Origin of the sequence: Streptomyces sp. NPDC021012 (assembly GCF_044333355.1) — a bacterium.
Classification (GTDB): domain Bacteria; phylum Actinomycetota; class Actinomycetes; order Streptomycetales; family Streptomycetaceae; genus Streptomyces.
In genome coordinates, this window is sequence record NZ_JBIRQU010000005.1 from 406,585 (window position 1) to 425,056 (window position 18,472).

Annotated in this window: 20 protein-coding genes; 10 read left to right on the forward strand and 10 right to left on the reverse strand. The window is 72.6% G+C overall.

What is annotated here, in order from left to right; genetic code table 11:
- Nucleotides 1-3 precede the first annotated feature (3 nt).
- A complete protein-coding gene (locus tag ACH4TP_RS19355; RefSeq protein WP_398438602.1) occupies nucleotides 4-639 on the reverse strand; it encodes a hypothetical protein in 636 nt (211 codons plus the stop codon).
- Nucleotides 640-780: 141 nt separating this feature from the next.
- Here ACH4TP_RS19355 and ACH4TP_RS19360 point away from each other — a divergent pair, with 141 nt between their 5' ends.
- Nucleotides 781-1,296, forward strand: a complete 516-nt coding sequence (locus ACH4TP_RS19360) for a MarR family winged helix-turn-helix transcriptional regulator (RefSeq protein WP_389222490.1) — start codon at nucleotides 781-783, stop codon at nucleotides 1,294-1,296.
- A 102-nt stretch (nucleotides 1,297-1,398) separates the two neighbouring features.
- Nucleotides 1,399-1,986 (forward strand): DUF6083 domain-containing protein, encoded by a 588-nt coding sequence (locus ACH4TP_RS19365; protein WP_398438603.1) that lies wholly within the window; start codon nucleotides 1,399-1,401, stop codon nucleotides 1,984-1,986.
- A 35-nt stretch (nucleotides 1,987-2,021) separates the two neighbouring features.
- Here ACH4TP_RS19365 and ACH4TP_RS19370 read toward each other — a convergent pair whose 3' ends face one another.
- Both ACH4TP_RS19370 and ACH4TP_RS19375 read right to left on the reverse strand, forming a co-directional pair.
- The gene (locus ACH4TP_RS19370) at nucleotides 2,022-2,915 is read right to left on the reverse strand and encodes an LLM class flavin-dependent oxidoreductase (protein WP_398438604.1); all 894 of its coding nucleotides are present in this window, start codon (nucleotides 2,913-2,915) and stop codon (nucleotides 2,022-2,024) included.
- A 75-nt stretch (nucleotides 2,916-2,990) separates the two neighbouring features.
- Complete coding sequence (locus tag ACH4TP_RS19375; RefSeq protein ID WP_389222484.1) at nucleotides 2,991-3,902, reverse strand: serine/threonine-protein kinase; 912 nt, start codon at nucleotides 3,900-3,902, stop codon at nucleotides 2,991-2,993.
- A gap of 87 nt (nucleotides 3,903-3,989) precedes the next feature.
- Here ACH4TP_RS19375 and ACH4TP_RS19380 point away from each other — a divergent pair, with 87 nt between their 5' ends.
- The 3 genes from ACH4TP_RS19380 to ACH4TP_RS19390 all read left to right on the forward strand — a co-directional run bounded on the left by ACH4TP_RS19380 (nucleotide 3,990) and on the right by ACH4TP_RS19390 (nucleotide 6,182).
- Nucleotides 3,990-4,535 (forward strand): RNA polymerase sigma factor, encoded by a 546-nt coding sequence (locus ACH4TP_RS19380; RefSeq protein ID WP_389222482.1) that lies wholly within the window; start codon nucleotides 3,990-3,992, stop codon nucleotides 4,533-4,535.
- Complete coding sequence (locus tag ACH4TP_RS19385) at nucleotides 4,532-5,404, forward strand: hypothetical protein (RefSeq protein WP_398438606.1); 873 nt, start codon at nucleotides 4,532-4,534, stop codon at nucleotides 5,402-5,404. The genes ACH4TP_RS19380 and ACH4TP_RS19385 overlap by 4 nt, the downstream gene beginning before the upstream one ends.
- A 94-nt stretch (nucleotides 5,405-5,498) precedes the next feature.
- Nucleotides 5,499-6,182, forward strand: coding sequence for a hypothetical protein (locus tag ACH4TP_RS19390; protein ID WP_398438607.1), 684 nt, complete (start codon nucleotides 5,499-5,501; stop codon nucleotides 6,180-6,182).
- A 67-nt stretch (nucleotides 6,183-6,249) separates the two neighbouring features.
- On the opposite strand, the gene ACH4TP_RS19395 is transcribed toward ACH4TP_RS19390, so the two are convergent.
- The 5 genes from ACH4TP_RS19395 to ACH4TP_RS19415 all read right to left on the reverse strand — a co-directional run bounded on the left by ACH4TP_RS19395 (nucleotide 6,250) and on the right by ACH4TP_RS19415 (nucleotide 11,059).
- The gene (locus ACH4TP_RS19395; protein ID WP_398438608.1) at nucleotides 6,250-6,702 is read right to left on the reverse strand and encodes a hypothetical protein; all 453 of its coding nucleotides are present in this window, start codon (nucleotides 6,700-6,702) and stop codon (nucleotides 6,250-6,252) included.
- A 15-nt stretch (nucleotides 6,703-6,717) separates the two neighbouring features.
- Nucleotides 6,718-7,260, reverse strand: coding sequence for an RNA 2'-phosphotransferase (locus ACH4TP_RS19400; protein ID WP_389222474.1), 543 nt, complete (start codon nucleotides 7,258-7,260; stop codon nucleotides 6,718-6,720).
- 123 nt (nucleotides 7,261-7,383) lie between these two features.
- Complete coding sequence (locus tag ACH4TP_RS19405) at nucleotides 7,384-8,331, reverse strand: MerR family transcriptional regulator (protein ID WP_389222472.1); 948 nt, start codon at nucleotides 8,329-8,331, stop codon at nucleotides 7,384-7,386.
- Between the two features lie 80 nt (nucleotides 8,332-8,411).
- The gene (locus tag ACH4TP_RS19410; RefSeq protein WP_398438609.1) at nucleotides 8,412-10,214 is read right to left on the reverse strand and encodes an SDR family oxidoreductase; all 1,803 of its coding nucleotides are present in this window, start codon (nucleotides 10,212-10,214) and stop codon (nucleotides 8,412-8,414) included.
- Nucleotides 10,214-11,059 (reverse strand): M24 family metallopeptidase, encoded by an 846-nt coding sequence (locus ACH4TP_RS19415; RefSeq protein WP_398438610.1) that lies wholly within the window; start codon nucleotides 11,057-11,059, stop codon nucleotides 10,214-10,216. Before ACH4TP_RS19415 ends, ACH4TP_RS19410 begins: the two co-directional genes overlap by 1 nt.
- Nucleotides 11,060-11,343: 284 nt before the next feature.
- Here ACH4TP_RS19415 and ACH4TP_RS19420 point away from each other — a divergent pair, with 284 nt between their 5' ends.
- Genes ACH4TP_RS19420 through ACH4TP_RS19435 form a run of 4 tightly spaced genes read left to right on the forward strand, consistent with a single transcriptional unit; the run spans nucleotide 11,344 to nucleotide 14,867 of the window.
- A complete protein-coding gene (locus tag ACH4TP_RS19420) occupies nucleotides 11,344-12,300 on the forward strand; it encodes an ABC transporter ATP-binding protein (protein WP_398181679.1) in 957 nt (318 codons plus the stop codon).
- A complete protein-coding gene (locus ACH4TP_RS19425) occupies nucleotides 12,297-13,223 on the forward strand; it encodes an ABC transporter permease (RefSeq protein ID WP_398438611.1) in 927 nt (308 codons plus the stop codon). Before ACH4TP_RS19420 ends, ACH4TP_RS19425 begins: the two co-directional genes overlap by 4 nt.
- Nucleotides 13,220-14,131, forward strand: a complete 912-nt coding sequence (locus tag ACH4TP_RS19430) for an ABC transporter ATP-binding protein (protein ID WP_389222464.1) — start codon at nucleotides 13,220-13,222, stop codon at nucleotides 14,129-14,131. The genes ACH4TP_RS19425 and ACH4TP_RS19430 overlap by 4 nt, the downstream gene beginning before the upstream one ends.
- Nucleotides 14,132-14,147: 16 nt before the next feature.
- Complete coding sequence (locus ACH4TP_RS19435; RefSeq protein WP_389222462.1) at nucleotides 14,148-14,867, forward strand: ABC transporter permease; 720 nt, start codon at nucleotides 14,148-14,150, stop codon at nucleotides 14,865-14,867.
- Nucleotides 14,868-14,957: 90 nt separating this feature from the next.
- Here the strand turns inward: ACH4TP_RS19435 and ACH4TP_RS19440 are convergent, their stop codons facing one another.
- Together ACH4TP_RS19440 and ACH4TP_RS19445 are read right to left on the reverse strand one after the other, a co-directional pair.
- A complete protein-coding gene (locus tag ACH4TP_RS19440; protein ID WP_398438612.1) occupies nucleotides 14,958-16,223 on the reverse strand; it encodes an MFS transporter in 1,266 nt (421 codons plus the stop codon).
- Entirely contained in the window at nucleotides 16,220-16,903 is a 684-nt protein-coding gene (locus ACH4TP_RS19445; protein ID WP_389222458.1) for a FadR/GntR family transcriptional regulator, read from the reverse strand. Before ACH4TP_RS19445 ends, ACH4TP_RS19440 begins: the two co-directional genes overlap by 4 nt.
- 124 nt (nucleotides 16,904-17,027) lie before the next feature.
- On the opposite strand from ACH4TP_RS19445, the gene lpdA reads away from it, so the two are divergent.
- Nucleotides 17,028-18,431: a dihydrolipoyl dehydrogenase gene (lpdA, locus tag ACH4TP_RS19450; protein ID WP_365225593.1), complete on the forward strand. Its 1,404-nt coding sequence runs from the start codon at nucleotides 17,028-17,030 to the stop codon at nucleotides 18,429-18,431.
- Nucleotides 18,432-18,472 lie beyond the last annotated feature (41 nt).

The window sequence follows — 18,472 nt, forward strand, 5'->3', positions numbered from 1 at the left end:
TCCTCAGCTTGTACGGGCGCGGCGACGGGGCAGCAGGAAGCCGGCGGCGATCAGCCAGCCCAGGCAGGTGAAGCGGGCCAGCGGCAGCAGAGGGGCGGCGCCGTCGACGAGCAGGGTGAGGGCGGCGAGTTCGGCGACCGACGCCAGGACGAGACCGGTCACGGCGAGCGCGCGGGGCAGCAGCCCGGCGAGGAGCCCGGGGACGGCGATCCCGGCCACGAGCAGGCCGAGCGTCACCACGTGGCCCGGGCCGCCGGTGGCGAAGGCCAGGTACTGGAGGGCCCGGACGAGCGGCGGGAGGTCGAGGACCTCCGTACGGGACAGGGTCCAGCTCACCAGGCCGCAGCAGGCCAGGAACCCGGCGGCGAGGAGGCCGCCGGCCAGGGCGATGGTCGCGCCGGGCGCGCGGACGCCGAGCCGGTGCAGCCGGGCCGAGACCGTGGCGGCGTAGACGGCCAGCGGGATCGAGGCCGCGAACTGGAGCGCGCCGGAGACCTGGACGGCGCCGGAGTGGGCGCGGAAGTACGCCACGATCTCGTCCGTCCCGCCGAAGGGGGAGGGGAAGGGGGCGCCGTCGGCGAGCACGGTGCCGAGGAGGAGCCCGGCCAGGAACAGCCCGGTGAACACCACGGCGAGCACGCCGGGTGGCGGTCCTCCCTGGGCTTCTTTCCGGGGGGCTTCCGCGGGCCGGGTGCGGGTCTCTGCAGACACGGGTCCTGTCCGTTCTCTGAGGAGAATAGTTCACAGAGGAGAATCATTCTTGTCGCGTACGATAACTCCGTGAGCAGTGACCGGCAACCAGTGGAAGAACCGGGAGCGGCGGCGGCCGCGCCCCCGCGCGGCGGAGCGTTCCTGCTCGCCCAGCTCGGGGCGCACGCGGCGGGACGCTTCGGGGAGCGCGTCGGCGAGCTCGGCCTCGCCCCGCCGGACGTCGGTCTGCTGCGGATGATCGCCACGGAGCCGGGACGGAGCCAGCGCTCCCTCGCCGCCGACCTCGGCGTCGTCCCGAGCCGGGTCGTCGCGCTCATCGACAACCTGGAGAAGAAGGGGTTCGTCGAACGCCGGCGCAGCGCCGAGGACCGTCGCCACCACGAGCTGTACGTCTCCGAGGACGGCCGCCGGGCGCTCGGACGCGTCCGGGAGATCGCCGCCCTGCACGAGGACGAGCTGTTCGCGGCGCTCGGCGAGGAGGACCGGGCCCGGCTGACGGAGTTGCTCGGCCGGATCGCCGAGCAGCAGGGCCTCACGCCGGGCGTCCACCCGGGCTACCGGCAGCTGCCGAGGCGTTCGAGCTGAGGCGCGACCGGTCTGTCAGGACATGGCCGTAAACACCCGTTCGTTCGGGGGCGCGACGGGGAAGATTCCTGGGAGCTGACGGCGTCTCCAGGGAGGGCGGTCATGGTCACGGGCCGGCGAAGAGAGGAGTGCGACTCCTGCGGTGCGCCGTACGGAACGTGGATCACGAGCCTCCGCATGGCCCTGTGCGCGGAGTGCGAGCGGGTCGGAGCGGCCCACCCCGTACGGGATCCGGTGCTGGTCGGCGACGTCCTGGCCGGGCTGACCGACCTCGTGTCCCGCCCGAGGCCCCGCGCCGGGGGCGCCGTACGCGACGTGGCCCGCTCCGTGGGGTCCGTACCGCAGCAGCGGTCGCCGCTCTCCGCGTCCTCCGGGTGCTCCGCGTCTTCCGCTTCCTCCGAAGCGTCGGCCCTCGTGGTCTGTGACCGGTGCGGGGCCCGTGCCGAGTGGCGTCGTACGGTGTGGGGGCGCCGGGTCCTGCTGGAGCCCGGGGAGCTGACGGCCGGGCTCGTCCCGGCGGGCAGACGCTGGCGCGTCGCGGGCGACGGGACCGCGGTCAATCTGGGCTCCGCCGTGCCGTCCGACACCTGCCGGGTCACCCACTTCGACGTCTGCCCGGCCCGCCCGGCCCCGGCCGACTCCCCGGTCATGCTCGCGCTGTGGCGGAGCCACGCGTGGCGTACGGCCTGACCCGCCCCGGCGCGGGGCGGGTCAGGGGGTGAGGCTCAGCCCAGCTGGGCGAGCGCCTCGGTGGCGATGTTCTCGAAGACGGTCTGGTCGGCGGCGAAGTCGGAGTCCGCGATCGGCCAGTGGATCACGATCTCGGTGAAGCCGAGCTCGCGGTGGCGTCCGGCGAAGTCGACGAAGGCGTCCACGGACTCCAGCGGCCGACCCCGGTCCGGGGTGAAGCCGGTCAGCAGGATCTTGTCCAGCTCGGCGACGTCCCGCCCGGCCTCGGCGCACGCCTTGCCGAGCTTGTCGACCTGGCCGCGCAGGGCCGCCACCGACTGCTCGGGGGTCCCCTCCTCGTACAGCTTCGGGTCGCCGGTGGTCACCCACGCCTGCCCGTACTTCGCGGTCAGCTTCAGCCCGCGCGGCCCGGTCGCCGCCACCGCGAAGGGCAGCCGCGGGCGCTGGACGCAGCCGGGGATGTTCCGCGCCTCGTCGGCCGAGTAGAACGTGCCCCGCTCCGACACCGCGTCCTCGGTGAGCAGCCGGTCGAGCAGCGCCACGAACTCGCCGAACCGGTCGGCCCGCTCCCTCGGCGTCCACGCCTCCTGCCCGAGCGCGGTGGCGTCGAAGCCGTTGCCGCCCGCGCCGATGCCGAGGGTGATCCGCCCGCCGGAGACGTCGTCGAGCGTGATCAGCTCCTTGGCGAGCGTCACCGGGTGCCGGAAGTTCGGAGAGGTCACGAGGGTGCCGAGGCGGAGCCGCTCGGTGGCCGTCGCCGCCGCGGTGAGCGTGGGCAGCGCGCCGAACCACGGGCCGTCGCGGAAGCTCCGCCAGGAGAGGTGGTCGTAGGTGTACGCGGCGTGGAACCCGAGGTCCTCGGCACGCCGCCAGATCTTCTGTCCCTCGCTCCATCGGTGGATGGGCAGGATCACGGTGCTCAGGCGCATGCCACCGACCCTACGGCAGCCGTCGGCGGGCGGCTCGCGGCTGCACCGGGGCCGCCCACCCCGTTCCCGCCGGATTCAGCGCCGCAGCCAGCTCAGCAGGGTCGTCGCCGTGAACACCGCGCCCGACGCCAGACCGACCGCGCGCGGGGTCAGCCACCCGGGGCCTTCCAGGGGCTGGGCCCGCGGCACCGGAGCCAGCAGCGCGTCCGCGAAGGCCTGGGCGGTCGGCGGCCGGTCCGCCGGCTCGACGGACATCCCGGCCCGCAGCAGCAGGTCGACGTGGGGTGGGAGCTCCACTCCGGCAGGGAGCGCCGGCAGCGTCGACGCGGACGGCTGGTCGGTCATCAGAGCTGTGGCGCGTCCGCCCGGGCCGAACGGCTTCCGCCCGGTCAGCAGCTCGTAGGCCACGACGGCCAGCGCGTACACGTCGGCCCTCCCGTCGAACCCGCCGGTCTGGAAGGCCTGTTCCGGTGCCATGTACGCGGGCGTGCCCGTGGTCACCGTCAGCCCGGACGCGTCGGCCAGCTGCTTCGCGCTGCCCAGATCCGCCACCAGCACCGCGGCGGGCGCGGGGCCGGTGGAGAGCAGCAGGTTGGACGGCTTGACGTCGCGGTGCACCACACCCGCCTCGTGCAGGACCTGGACCGCGTAGCCCGCCTCCGCGGCCAGCCGCAGCGCCTCCTGCGGGTCGCACTGCCCGACCCGGTCCTCCAGGGTGCCGCCGCGGACGAGGTCCATGACGAAGTAGGGCTGGTCCTCCTGCACCCCGACGTCGTGTACCCGGACCACCCGCGGGCTGGCGATGCGGCGCAGCAGCCTCGCCTCCGCCAGGAACCGCTCGCGCACATCGGCGTTGGCGGCCCAGTTCTCGGCCAGCACCTTGACGGCGACCTCGGTGTCGAGCTCCGGATCGTAGGCCTTCCAGACCGTCGCGAAGGAGCCGGCTCCGAGCCGCTCCAGGAGGAGGTAACGGCCGAGCTTGCGCATGTGGCAGCATTCTGCCGGAGTCGGCGGGGGTGTGGAACGCCCGTTCGGCGGGCGGGATGCCAGGCGGCACGAACCGGGGGGATTCGAGTGTTCGAAGAAGGCGAGCTGGAGCGGCTCGTGACGGCCGCTCAGGCGGGGGACCCGGGGTCGATGGAGTACTTGCTGGCCAAACTGCGGCCGGTGGTGCTGCGCCGCTGCTCGCGCTTCCTGCCCCACCACGCCGACGCGGAGGAGGCCGCGCAGGACGCGCTCCTGTCCATCAGCAAGCACCTGGGCGAGTACGGCGGCCACGGTTCCTTCCTGGGCTGGGTGACGGTGATCGCCTCGAACGCCGCCCGGTCGACCTACCGCTCGATGCGCCGGCGCGCCGAGGACAGCCACGCCGACCTCCCCGAGTCCGTCGACCCGCGCACCACCAGCGTCATCGCCGGGACCCGGCTCGACCTGATGGAGGCGCTGGCCGCGCTGGAGCGGCAGCACCCCGCCCTGGTGGAGTCCTTCGTGCTGCGCGACCTGGGCGACCTGACCTACGTCCAGGTGGCCGAGCAGCTGGACGCCCCGTTGGGCACGGTCAAGGACCGCATCCACCAGGCCCGCCGCTTCATGCGCGAGCGCCTGGTCCCCGGTCGGTGAACGGCGGTCCCGCTCGGGGCGGCGGTCGCGCCGTCATCCGGTACCGGTCCGCCGTCGCCGCTCTGGTGGCGGCCGCCGCGCTCGGGCTGGTGACCGGCCGATTCGTCCTGCCGCCGCCCCCCGGGGCCGACGCGCACCCGGCCGCGCGGTCGGGTGCCGCGGCCGGCGGTGCGTCCCGGGGCACGTCCGCCCTCCCGACGCCCGGCGCGTCCGTCCCGACGCCCGGGCCCTCGGCCTCCGGCTCCGCCTCGCCGGCCTCCGGCTCCGCCTCGCCGACCGGTGCGACCGGGCCGCTGACGACGGCGAACCTTCTGGAACCCGCGGCCTTCGGCCCGGACATCGGCGTCGGACGGATCCACGTCACCGACCGGTACGGCGACGGGAACTACGCCAACGCGGACTGCACCGGGGAGAAGACCCTCACCGAGACCCTGGGCGGACCCGGTGCCCACTTCCGCGGACTGATGACCAGCACCCGTACCAACCCGGACGACCCCACGCTGGCCGCGGACGGCGTCGCCGGCCAGGTCGCCCGCGAGGTCGCCGCCGAGGCCCGGAGCCCTTCCCTGGCGCAGAACTTCGCCCAGCGCCTGCTGCTGGAGCAGGAGCCCTGCCAGGAGGAGACGCCGGGGCACTGGGTCTACGGAAGGACCACGACGGTGCGGCTCGCCCCGGACGTCACCGCGAGCTGGATGGGCGCCTACCGGGGATCCCTCAACACCACCGGCACAGCGCCCGAGGGCGAGGAGCCCTGCGGCGGCATCGCCGTGCTGCGCAGCGGCACCCACTACGGGGTGCTGGAGGTCGACGCCTGCCTGGGGACGGCCGCGATGGACCGCGTCGTCAGGGCCGCTCTGTCACAGCTGTGAAACAGCGGTTCAGGGCTCCAACTTTCCCTCCTGCCGCGGCATCACCCCGGTTGTACGAGGACGCAGCAGGCGTCCCGACCAACAGGGGGACCAGATGAACGAGAACAAGAACGTCCAGCAGAAGTCCGTCCGCCGCAACCGGGTCGCCGCCGCGGCCTGCTTCGCCGCCGCGCTGATCACGACCACCGTCGTCGGCGCCCAGTCGGCCACCGCCGCCGGGGTCGCCCACCGCACCGCCGCCCGCCCGGCCGCGGCCGTCGCGCCGGGGGTCGGCTCCGCCGGCCTCGTCCAGAGCGAGGACCTCTCCCGGCAGGGTCTGCACCCGGTCGGCGCGACCGTCGCGCTGACCGGACGCCAGGCGCTGTCCGCGTGCTCCGGCGAGGAGACCATGCGCGACCTGACCAAGGGCAAGGCCACCGCGTACGCGTCCGTGAGCTGGACCTTCACCACCGACGGCCTGCTGACCGAGTCGGCCGCGAGCGCCCCCACCAAGGCCGCGGCCGCCACCTGGGAGAAGCAGCTCGTCGCGCTCGTCCAGGACTGCCAGGACGAGCCCGCCGGCCACTGGTACTACGGCGCGGCCCACACCCTGACCACCGCCGGCGGCACCGGCCACTGGTACCCGGCCCACAACGGAGACGGCGCCGTCAGCGGCGGGGTCGCGGTCCTGCGCAGCGGCACCAGGGTCGCCGTCGTCGAGCTCTCCGGCCGGCCCGCCGGCGCCCCGGCCTCCGTCGAAGGCATCGCGGCCGCGGCACTGAACCGCCTCTCCTCCTGAACGGCCGCCCCGCTCCGCCGGGCGCACGGCGCCCGGCGGACGGGTCAGGGCTCCGGGCCCACGGCGGTCAGCGGACGCGGGCGCTCATCCAGGGGGTGAGCGTGACTCCCGTGACCAGCTCCTTGTACGTCTCGTCGCCGGGCAGCGGGACGATCAGCCACCAACCGGGCGGGAAGAACCGGCCCTTCACGTGCGCGAGGCCGCCGTGGACGGAGCGGAGGAAGGCGGGGACGGCGTCGCGGGGCACGTCCGCGAAGGCGATGCCGTCCACGGTGATCAGGGCGTCGTCCTCGGGGAAGACCTGGACGGTGACGGCGGGGGAGCCGCCCAGTTCGACGTAGGCCTCGTGGGGGAGCGAGCCGTCGGGGTCCAGGACGGCGAACGCGCCGGACGAGGTGCGCCGGGAGGTCCGGTCCGCGCCGATGTCGTCGGTCACCGTCATCTCCAGGTGGAACTCCTGGGCGATCTCGCGGATGGCGCTGACGGCTGCTTCGGTGCTGGGCAGGTGCGGGTGTGCCATGCGGCCGATCATGCCTCAGGCGGGGAACCGGAGGAATTCCGGCGGGACGGCGTCCGTCAGCCACACCCCGTTGGCGCTGACGTGGAAGACGTGTCCGGCCCGCCGCATGGCACCGGCGTCCACGCTCAGCACGACGGGCCGCCCCCGGCGCGCGCCGACCCGGGTCGCCGTCTCCCGGTCGGGGGAGAGGTGGACGTGGTGGCGGGCCATGGGCCGCAGCCCCTCCGCCCGGATCGCGGGGAGCCGGTCCGCGACCGTGCCGTGGTAGAGGTACGCGGGCGGTTCGGCGGCCGGCAGGTCCAGGTCGACCGTGACGGTGTGGCCCTGGCTCGCGCGGATGCGGGTGCCCTCGATCGCGAAGCGCTTCTTGTCGTTGGTCGCGACGACGTGGTCGAGCTCCTCGCGGGTGATCGGGAAGCCGTGCTCCGCGGCGGCCCGGAGCAGGGCGTCGATCTCGGTCCAGCCGTGCGCGTCGAGGACGAGTCCGATGCGCTCGGGCTGGTGGCGCAGATGCTTGGAGAGGTACTTCGACACCTTCACCGTGCGTGTCTGATGCATTCCGCCAGGATGGCGGAGGGTGACGCGCCTCACCATCGAATTTCGGCGGACAGGTTTGATCCACAACCAAGCGTGGTTATCCACAGGCGAGTTGATGATTCTGTGGACAACGGAACCGCGCTTTCAGGCGAATTGGCCGGGCTGGTCGCCCGTCGGGTGACTTGAAGCAAGAGCATCCAATGTTCTCTTATGCACCTCTCGTTCCGTGGCCGCCGTGATGAAGGCCTCGACGCCCTCCGCCCCGACCAGGCTCTGCACGGCCCGTATCGTCCCGGCGGGGAGCGACACCGCGCGCGGCTGGTCGTCCTTCACCGGGGGGTGCTCCGGGGACAGATGGATCTGGAGGTGCCGGGTGGCCAACAGGCGCATGGCCCGCGCCAGTTCGGCGTCCACCGTCTGCTGGGCGAGCGGCCTGAGCCGACGCACCATCGTCGCCGCCTCGGTCGCGTCCGCGTCCGTCGGAGGCCGGTGCTCCAGATAGCGCGCGAAGACGTGCTCGGTCGTGAACTCCAGGAAACGGGACGCGATGTGCTCGACCTGATCCCGAAGTTCCCGCAGATGACCGGTGATCGCCGCGAGCGGCACGCCCGCCGCGTACAACTCGGCCGCCACCGCCAGCTCTTGAGGGCTCGGTACGAGGTACTCCTCGCCCTCCCGTCCCGGCAGCCGCTCCAGTACGCCGAGCTCGACGGCCTCCCGGATGGCCTCCTCGTCCGGCGTGCCGCCGAAGCGGGCGTCCAGCTCCGCGCGGGAGATCCGGTCCGCCTCCTCGTCCGTCCACGGCCCGTGGACCTCGGCGACCAGGCCAAGGACACCGCCGAGCCCCCGGCCGGTGTCCCAGGCCTCCAGGAGCTCCTTGATCGAGGCCAGGGTGTAGCCCCGGTCGAGGAGGTCGGCGATCTGGTGGAGCCGGGCGAGGTGCGCGTCCCCGTACACGTTCGACCTGCCCCGCCGCTCCGGGCGGGGCAGCAGGCCGCGGTCCTGGTAGGCGCGGATCGTCCGGACCGTGGCCCCGCTGTGATGGGCGAGATCCTCGATCCGGTACTCCGGCTGTGCTGACTGCTCGGACAAACCCGCTCCCACCGGCCGCGTCCTCCACCCCGTCACCGCGGGGCCCCTCCTGACGAGAGGGATCGTACGACCGCCGGTCCCTACGCCGGCGGCTGCCAGCGGGCCAGCGCCCGCAGGGATCCCGGGCTGAGCCGGGACAGGAAGTGGGCGCCCCGGGCCTCTGGGGTCACCGGGACGACGGCCCGGTCGTGCAGGACCGCCCCCAGGATCGCGTCCGCGACCTTCTCCGGCGGGTAGTTCCGCAGGCCGTACAGCCGGGAGGCCTTCCGCTGCCGCCGCTTCTCCTCCGCCGCGTCCGAGACCCCGGCGAACCGCGCGGTCGCCGTGATGTTCGTGTTGACGATGCCGGGGCATATCGCCGACACCCCGATGCCGTGGCCGGACAGTTCGGCGCGCAGGCACTCGCTGAGCATCAGCACCGCCGCCTTCGACGTGCTGTACGCGGGCAGCGCCCGGGAGGGCTGGAAGGCCGCCGCCGAGGCGGTGTTGACGATGTGGCCGCCCTGGCCGCGCTCGGTCATCTGCGCGCCGAAGAAGCGGCAGCCGTGGATGACGCCCCACAGGTTGACGTCCAGGACCCGCTTCCACTCCTCGGCCGAGGTGTCGAAGAAGGAGCCGGTGAGCCCGATGCCCGCGTTGTTGACCAGGACGTCGACGACGCCGTACTCGCCCGCCACCTTCGCGGCCAGCTTCTCCATCGCCTGCTCGTCGGAGACGTCGACCGTCTCGCCCCAGGCCTCCGGGGCGCCGATCAGGCGCGCCATCTCGGCCGTGCGGGCCGCGCCCTCGGCGTCCCGGTCCACGGCCACCACCCGGGCGCCGGCCTCCGCGAACGCGAAGGCGGTGGCCCGGCCGATGCCGCTGGCCGCCCCGGTGACCAGGACCAGCTGGCCGCCGAAGCGCTCCGCGTACTCCGGCTTCACACCGCCCTTCGCGGCCGTCGCCGCCACCGGCTTCGGGGCCCTGGCCGCCGCGTCCTCGTTGGCCCGGACGAACTCGGCGATCCAGGCGGACAGCTGGTCCGGCCGGGTGCGCGGCACCCAGTGCTTGGCGGGCAGGGTGCGCCGGGTCAGCTCCGGCACCCAGCTGCCCAGGTCGTCGTAGAGCCGCTCGGAGAGGAAGGCGTCACCGGTCGGCGTGATCAGCTGCACGGGCGCGTGCGCGTACGCGTCCGGGCGCGGCCTGCCGAGCCGGGACCGGACGTTGTCCCGGTAGAGCCAGGCGCCGTGCGCCGCGTCGTTCGGCAGTGAGGGCGTCGGGTAGTCGCCGGCCGGGACCTTCTCCATCCGCTCCAGGACCTTCGGCCAGCGCTTGCCGAGCGGCCCGCGCCAGGCCAGCTCCGGCAGCACGGGCGTGTGCAGCATGTACACGTACCAGGACTTGGCGCCCTGGCCGAGGAGCTGCCCGACCCGGCGCGGGGTGGGCCGGGTCATCCGCTGCTTGATCCAGTGCCCGAAGTGGTCGAGCGAGGGACCCGACATCGAGGTGAAGGAGGCGATCCGGCCCTCGGTGCGCGGCACCGTGACGAACTCCCAGGACTGCACCGAACCCCAGTCGTGGCCGACGAGGTGGACCGGCCGGTCCGGGCTGACGGCGTCGGCGACCGCGAGGAAGTCGTCCGTCAGCTTCTCCAGGGTGAAACCGCCGCGCAGCGGCGCCGGTGCCGTCGACCGGCCGTGCCCCCGGACGTCGTACAGCACCACGTGGAACTCCTCGGACAGCCGGACCGCGACCTCCGACCACACCTCCTTGGAGTCCGGGTACCCGTGCACGAGGAGGACGGTCGGCCGGTCCGTGTCGCCGAGTTCGGCGACGCACAGCTCGATCCCGCCCGTCCGGACCCAGCGCTCCCGCGCCCCGTCAAGTCCGGCGATTCCCGCCATCAGACCGCTCCCTCGTTCCAGCGCCGCACGTGCGGCAGATCGTCGTCCAGCCAGAAAGCGCTCTGCTCGGGGTCCCGGGAGTCGGTGACGACCAGGATCTCCTCGAACTTCGCGCCCGTCCCCCGGAATCCGAGGTGCGGTTCGACCGCCCACAGCCCGGGCACGGGCGGGTGGTCGGAGAACTTGTACGGCGACCAGAGCGGCGACCAGCCGTCCCGGTGGCCGTGCACGGCGTCGCTCGCCAGGCCCTTGAGCGACTGGGTGCCGAAGCCGAAGAGCGTCGGAGCCCAGCGGCGCTCCCTCACCCGGTCGACCTTGTGGGCGATGACGCCGAACGGATAGGCCCGGTGCCGGTTCGCGTACCCCTGGCGGACCATGAGCCGGTCCACGTCCTCGTATATCTCGCGCAGCGTACGGCGCTCGCGGACCTCGCGCAGGATCAGCTCGCGGTGGGCCTCCAGGTCGGCGAGCAGCTTGTCGTGCAGGGGGTTGAGGCCCAGGCAGCCGCTGTAGCCGATGTCGGCCGTGTATCCCTTGTGGACCGGCGCCATGTCGAGGATGAACGGCATCCCCGCCTCGAGGCGCCGGTTCGTGGGGAAGAACTGCAGCGGGATCTTGAAGTCCACGAAGGCCGTGCGGTCCCCGAACCAGGCGAACGGCCGGTGGAACCAGTCCCGCACCCCCCGCTCGTACAGCCACTCCCGCTGCATCCGGGCGGCCTCGCGCTCGGTCACGCCCGGCTTGAGCTGGGCCGCGACGGCTTCCGCGCACTCGTACGAGAGCCGCTGTACTTCCCTGAACCCCCGCAGCTCCGCGGAGAGTTCGCCTGTCACTGCTGAGGCCATGCCACCCGCCGTCCCGTGTGAGCGCCCGGCTGCGCTACGCGTTCGTAACTTGACACCGATGAATGTGACAATGCCCGGCGGCTGCGTCAAGGGGTCGGACGGCGACCCTGTGGAAAAGTCCGTCGGAAGACCGGTCGAAGTCCTCTGCGGAAGACCGGCCGACCCCCGCGTCGAAGACTTTCGTCTCGACGCCCCTACGGGCTTGTACTCCTGTAGTCGGAGAAGGACCGAGCCGTTGGGCTGACGACTGCTGTGGCGCACACCACTACCGTCGAAGCGTGACTGTGATCGCCACCGAAAGCCTCAGCAAGCGGTTCCCCCGGGTGACCGCTCTCGACCGGCTCTCCCTGGACATCGGGCCCGGTGTGACCGGACTTGTGGGTGCCAACGGAGCCGGCAAGTCCACGATGATCAAGATCCTGCTCGGGCTCTCCCCCGCCACGGAGGGCAGCGCCCGGGTCCTGGGTCTCGACGTCCGCACGCACGGCCCCGAGATCCGCGAGCGCGTCGGGTACATGCCCGAGCACGACTGCCTCCCGCCGGACGTCTCGGCCACCGAGCTCGTCGTCCACATGGCGCGGATGTCCGGGCTGCCCCCGGCCGCCGCCCGCGAGCGGACCGCCGACACCCTGCGCCACGTCGGCCTGTACGAGGAGCGCTACCGCCCGATCGGCGGCTACTCGACGGGCATGAAGCAGCGGGTGAAGCTGGCCCAGGCGCTGGTCCACGACCCGAAGCTGGTCCTCCTCGACGAGCCGACCAACGGCCTCGACCCGGTCGGCCGGGACGAGATGCTCGGCCTGATCCGCCGGGTCTGGACCGACTTCGGCATCTCCGTCCTCGTCACCTCGCACCTCCTGGGCGAGCTGGAGCGCACCTGCGACCACGTCGTCGTCATCGACGGCGGAAAGCTGCTCCGCTCCAGCTCCACCAGCGACTTCACCCGGACCACCACGACGCTCGCGGTCGAGGTCACCGACTCGGACAGTCACCCCGACGGCACGGGCGCCCTGCGCGACGCCCTCACCGCCGCCGGTGTCACCCTCCACCCCGGCGTGGAGGACGGCCTGCCCGGCGCCGGCCACATCCTGCTCCTGGAGGCCCCCGGCGAGGAGACGTACGACCTCGTGCGGGACACCGTCGCCGGCCTCGGTCTCGGTCTCGTCCGCATGGAGCAGCGCCGCCACCACATCGCCGAGGTCTTCAAGGCGACGGACCAGGAGGAGGTGCCGGCTCGATGAGCTCCCAGGCCCCCGACACGACCCCGACCCCCGACGCGAACCGGACCCCCGACGCGACCCGGATCCACAACATCGGCTACCGGTCCTACGACGGCCCGCGCCTCGGCCGGGCGTACGCGCGCAGGTCGCTGTTCTCGCAGTCGCTGCGCGGCGCGTACGGCCTCGGCCGCAGCGCCAAGTCGAAGGTGCTGCCGATGCTGCTCTTCGCGGTGATGTGCGCGCCCGCGCTGATCATCGTGGCCATCTCGGTGTACACCAAGGCCGACAAGCTCTTCGTGGAGTACACCCAGTACGCGGTCCTCCTCCAGCTCGTCGTCGCGGTCTTCCTGGCCTCCCAGGCCCCGCAGTCGGTCTCCCGCGACCTGAGGTTCCGGACGGTCCCGCTGTACTTCTCGCGCCCGATCGAGCGGGTGGACTACGTGCTCGCCAAGTTCGGCGCGATGGCCTCGGCGCTCTTCGTCCTCACCGCCACCCCGCTGCTCATCATGTGGATCGGCTCGATGCTGGCCAAGATGGACTTCGCCGAGCAGGCCAAGATGTTCGGCCAGGGCCTCGTCTCCGTCGCGGTCCTGTCGGTGCTCTTCGCCGGCCTCGGCCTGGTCATGGCCGCGCTCACCCCGCGCCGCGGCTTCGGCGTCGCCGCCGTGATCGCCGTCCTCGTCATCTCCTACGGCGCGGTCACCACGCTCCAGGGCATCTCCTACGCCACCGAGAACACCGGCGCCATCGTCTGGCTCGGCCTCTTCTCCCCCCTCACCCTCGTCATCGGCCTGCAGAACGCGTTCCTCGGCGCACCCGCCTCCTTCCCCGCCGAGATGCAGGTCAGCGCCGGTGTCGGCGTGGTCTACCTGCTGGTCATCCTCGGCCTCGTAGCCGCCTGCTACGGCATCCTGATGGCCCGCTACCGAAAGGTCGGACTGTGAGCACCCTGCACATCGACCACGTCTCGCGCTGGTTCGGAAACGTGGTGGCGGTCAACGACATCACGATGTCGATCGGCCCCGGCGTCACCGGCCTCCTCGGCCCCAACGGCGCCGGGAAGTCCACCCTCATCAACATGATGGGCGGCTTCCTCGACCCCTCCACCGGCAGCGTGACCCTCGACGGCCAGCCGGTCTGGCGCAACGAGTCGGTCTACCGCTCCGTCGGCGTCGTCCCCGAGCGGGAGGCGATGTACGACTTCCTCACCGGCCGCGAGTTCGTCGTGGCCAACGCGGAGCTCCAGGGCCTCGGCGCGGCGGAGGCCCAGCGGGCCCTGGCCACCGTCGAGATGGAGTACGCCCAGGACCGCAAGATCTCCACGTACAGCAAGGGCATGCGGCAGCGCGTGAAGATGGCCTCGGCCCTCGTCCACGAGCCGTCCGTGCTGCTGCTCGACGAGCCGTTCAACGGTATGGACCCGCGCCAGCGGATGCAGCTGATGGAGCTGCTGCGGCGGATGGGCGCCGACGGGCGGACGGTCCTGTTCTCCTCGCACATCCTGGAGGAGGTCGAGCAGCTCGCCTCGCACATCGAGGTGATCGTGGCCGGACGGCACGCGGCCTCCGGCGACTTCCGCAAGATCCGCCGGCTGATGACGGACCGGCCGCACCGCTACCTCGTCCGCTCCAGCGACGACCGGGCCCTGGCCGCCGCGCTGATCGCCGACCCGTCCACGGCCGGCATCGAGGTCGACGCGGTGGACGGCGGACTGCGGATCCAGGCCGTCGACTTCGGGCGGTTCACCGAACTGCTGCCGAAGGTCGCGCGGGAGCGGGGCATCCGCCTCCTGACGGTCTCGCCCTCCGACGAGTCCCTCGAATCCGTCTTCTCGTATCTCGTCGCGGCCTGAAAGGAGCACGACCCCGATGTACGACCCCACGGTCGCCCGGCTCACCTACCGGGCCCTCCTCGGCCGCCGCCGGGCGGCGATCCTCTTCCTGCTGCCCGCCCTGCTGCTGCTCATCGCCGCGGCCGTCCGCGTGCTCAACGGCGCGGACGACCAGGTCGCGGCCGACCTCCTCGGCGGCTTCGCGCTGGCCACGATGGTCCCGCTGATCGGCGTCATCGCCGGCACGGGCGCGATCGGCCCGGAGATCGACGACGGCTCCATCGTCTACCTGCTCTCCAAGCCGGTGAACCGGACGACGATCATCACCACCAAGCTGATCGTGGCCATCGCCGTCACCATGGTCTTCTCGGCCGTCCCGACGCTGATCGCCGGCTTCATCCTGAACGGGAACGGGCAGCAGGTCGCCGTCGCCTACACGGTCGCCACGCTGGTCGCCTCCATCGCCTACAGCGCCCTGTTCCTGCTGCTCGGCACGGTCAGCCGGCACGCCGTGGTGATCGGCCTGGTCTACGCCCTGGTGTGGGAGGCCCTCTTCGGCTCCCTGATCTCCGGCGCGAAGACCCTCAGCGTCCAGCAGTGGGCGCTGGCCCTGGCGCAGAAGGTCACCGGCAACGGCCTGGTCACCTCCGAGGTCGGGCTGACGACGGCGGTGACGCTCCTCGTGGCGGTCACGGTCGTGGCGACCTGGTTCGCCGGCCAGAAGCTGCGCAAGCTGACCCTCGCCGGCGAGGAGTAGGACCGGCGGAGGCGGAAGGAGTACGGCTCCGAGGGGCGTCGCCCGGCCCCGGGAGGCCCCACCCGGAGCCGTACCGCCCCCGCCCCGCCCTCAGACCGTCCGGTTCCGGGCCGCGAGGAGGCCGACGGCGAGGGCCGTCGCGCAGACGCCGAGGACGCCGCAGATCGGCAGGGTCCAGGAGCCGGTGGCCTGGTGGAGGGCGCCGGCCGCCAGCGGCCCGGCGGCGGCCATCAGATAGCCGACCGTCTGGGCCATCCCGGACAGCCTGGCGGCGGTCGCCGCGTCGCCGGCGCGCAGCACGATCAGGGTCAGGGCGAGGCCGATGCCACCGCCCTGGCCGATGCCGAGGAGCGCCGACCAGAGCCAGGCGCCCTCCACGGGGGCCACCGCCAGTCCGGCGTAACCGGCCGCGACGAGCGTCGTGACCAGCACGATCAGCGGGCGCTGGCTGCGCATCCGGCCGGCGAGCAGCGGCACCGCGAAGGCGCCGGCGACCTGGGTCAGGTTGTTGAAGGCGAAGATCATGCCGGCCGTGGAGCGGCTCATCCCGTGGTCGGTGAAGATCGTCGGCATCCAGGCGATCAGCACGTACGTCCACAGCGACTGCAGGCCCATGAAGAGGGTGACCTGCCAGGCCAGCGCCGAGCGCCAGACGCGCACCGGGCGGGCGCCGCCGGCCGGGACGGCCCGTACCTCGTGTCCCGTGCGGCCGCGGGCGATCAGCACCTGCGGGAGCCAGGCGAGGGCCGCGACGGCGGCGAGCAGCGACCAGAAGCCGAGGGAGGCCTCCCAGCCGCCGCCCAGGGCGTTCTCCAGGGGGACCGCGGCCGCCGCGGCGGCCGTCGCGCCGGCGATCATCGCGCCCGTGTAGACCGAGGTCATCGACGCGGCCCGGTCCGGGAAGTCACGCTTGATCAGGCCCGGCATCAGCACGTTGAGCAGGGCGATCGCGGTGCCGACGAGGACCCCGCCGGCGTACAGCGCGTACACGGACGGCAGCACGCGCGCGAGGATGCCGATTCCGAGCAGCAGGAGCGCCGCGAACAGCACGCGCTCGGTGCCGAACCGGCGGCCCAGCGACGGCGCCACCAGGGCGCCCAGGCCGAGGAACAGCACCGGCACCGAGGTCACGAGCGAGCTCGCCGTGGCGGAGAGCCCGAAGGCGCCGGATATCTCGCCGACCAGCGGCGCCACGCTCGCGAGCGCGACCCGCATGTTGAGCGAGGCGAGGACGATGCCGACGAGGAGCACCGCCGGGTGCGCGAGCAGGGCGCGCCGGGCCGCCGTCCCCGCGGCCGAGGGCCGGACCCCGGCCTCGGCGTCGACGAGCATGCGGGTTTCTTCCTCGGTCCTCATCGGTTCTGCTCCCGCAGCGCCCGTTCCGTCTCCATCGGCACCCGCAGCAGCTCGCGGGCCTGCCGCTCCGCCGCCTCCGGGTCGCCGGCCTCGACGGCCTCCACGAGGGCCTCGTGGGCGTCGATGTCGACCGAGGGCATCTCCCGGTCGCCGAGGGCCTCCACCAGGACCTCGTGGACCTGCGTGGAGAAGAAGCGGTACACCTCGACGAAGGCGGCGTTGTGGGTGGCGCCGACGACCGCGAGGTGGAAGGCGAGGTCCGCGTCCGCGTTCCGGTCGCCCTCCTCCCGCAGCGTGGTGAGGGCGGCCCGCAGCCGCAGCAGGTCGTGGGTGTCGCGCCGGACGGCCGCGAGCCGGGCGGCCTCGGCCTCCAGGGCGACCCGCAGTTCGAGGACGTCCACCGCGCCCGCGTGGCGGACGCCGCGGAGCACGGCGGTGGGGTCGGCGGTCGACCTGACGAAGGTGCCGTTGCCCTGGCGGGACTCCAGGAGCCCGGCGTGGACGAGGACCCGGACCGCCTCGCGGACGGTGTTGCGGCCGACGCCGAGCTGCTGCGCGAGCTCGTGCTCGGTCGGGATGCGGTCGCCGACCGCCCACTCCCCCTCGGTGAGCTGTGTGCGCAGCTGTTCCACCACGGAGTCCACGAGCGAGGTCCGCCCCGCCGCCTTGAGTGCCGCCATGCCGTTCCGTACTCCCTCAGTCGCCCGGTTGCCCAGTCATCCTACAACTGACCGGGCGGGGGACGGCGGACTACTGTGGGGCCGTACGCGGACCGAACACCCTCACCACCTTCGGGAGTCAGTCATGTCAGACCGCTTCGACGTCGTCGTACTCGGAGCCGGCCCCGGCGGTTACGTCGCCGCCATCCGCGCCGCCCAGCTGGGCAAGCGGGTCGCGGTAGTCGAGGAGAAGTACTGGGGCGGTGTCTGCCTGAACGTCGGCTGCATCCCCACCAAGGCGCTGCTGCGCAACGCCGAACTCGCCCACATCTTCAACCACGAGGCGAAGACCTTCGGCATCAAGGTCGACGGCACGGTCTCCTTCGACTACGGCGAGGCCTTCCGCCGCAGCCGCTCGGTCGCGGACGGCCGCGTCAAGGGCGTCCACTTCCTGATGAAGAAGAACGGGATCACCGAGTTCAACGGCCGGGGCACCTTCCTCGACGCGAACACCCTCCAGGTGGCCAAGGCCGACGGCACGTCGGAGACGATCACCTTCGACAACTGCATCATCGCCACCGGCGCCTCCCCGCGCCTGCTCCCGGGCACGGCCCTCAGCGACCGCGTCGTCTCCTACGAGCAGCAGATCCTCGCCGAGGACGCCCCGAAGTCGATCGTCATCGCCGGCGCCGGCGCCATCGGCATCGAGTTCGCGTACGTGCTGAACAACTACGGCACCAAGGTCACCATCGTCGAGTTCCTCGACCGCGTCGCCCCGCTGGAGGACGAGGAGGTGTCGAAGGAGCTGGCGAAGCAGTACCGCAAGCTCGGCATCGACGTCCTGACCTCCACCCGCGTCGAGGCCATCGACGAGTCCGGCCCGCAGGTCCGCGTGACCGTCACCGGCAAGGACGGCGTCCAGAAGGTCCTGGAGGCCGACAAGGTCCTCCAGGCCATCGGCTTCGCCCCGAACGTCTCCGGCTACGGCCTGGAGAACACCGGCGTCGCCCTCACCGAGCGCGGCGCGATCGACGTCGACGGCCGCTGCCGCACCTCCGTGCCGCACATCTACGCCATCGGCGACGTCACCGCGAAGCTGATGCTCGCGCACACCGCCGAGGCCATGGGCGTCATCGCGGCCGAGACCATCGGGGACGCCGAGACGATGGAGCTCGACTACCCGATGATCCCGCGCGCGACCTACTGCCAGCCGCAGATCGCCAGCTTCGGCTGGACCGAGGCGCAGGCCCGCGAGAAGGGCTACGACGTCAAGGTCGCCAAGTTCCCGTTCGTCGCGAACGGCAAGGCGCACGGCCTCGGCGACGCCACCGGCTTCGTCAAGATCGTCGCCGACGCGAAGTACGGCGAGATCATCGGCGCCCACCTGATCGGCCCCGACGTCACCGAGCTGCTGCCCGAGCTGACCCTGGCCCAGCAGTGGGACCTCACGGTCCACGAGGTCGCCCGGAACGTCCACGCGCACCCGACCCTGGGCGAGGCCGTGAAGGAAGCGATCCACGGTATTGCGGGACACATGATCAATTTCTGAGGTTCTCCCGGCTCCGGGTGATAGGCACTGAAAGGTGCCGA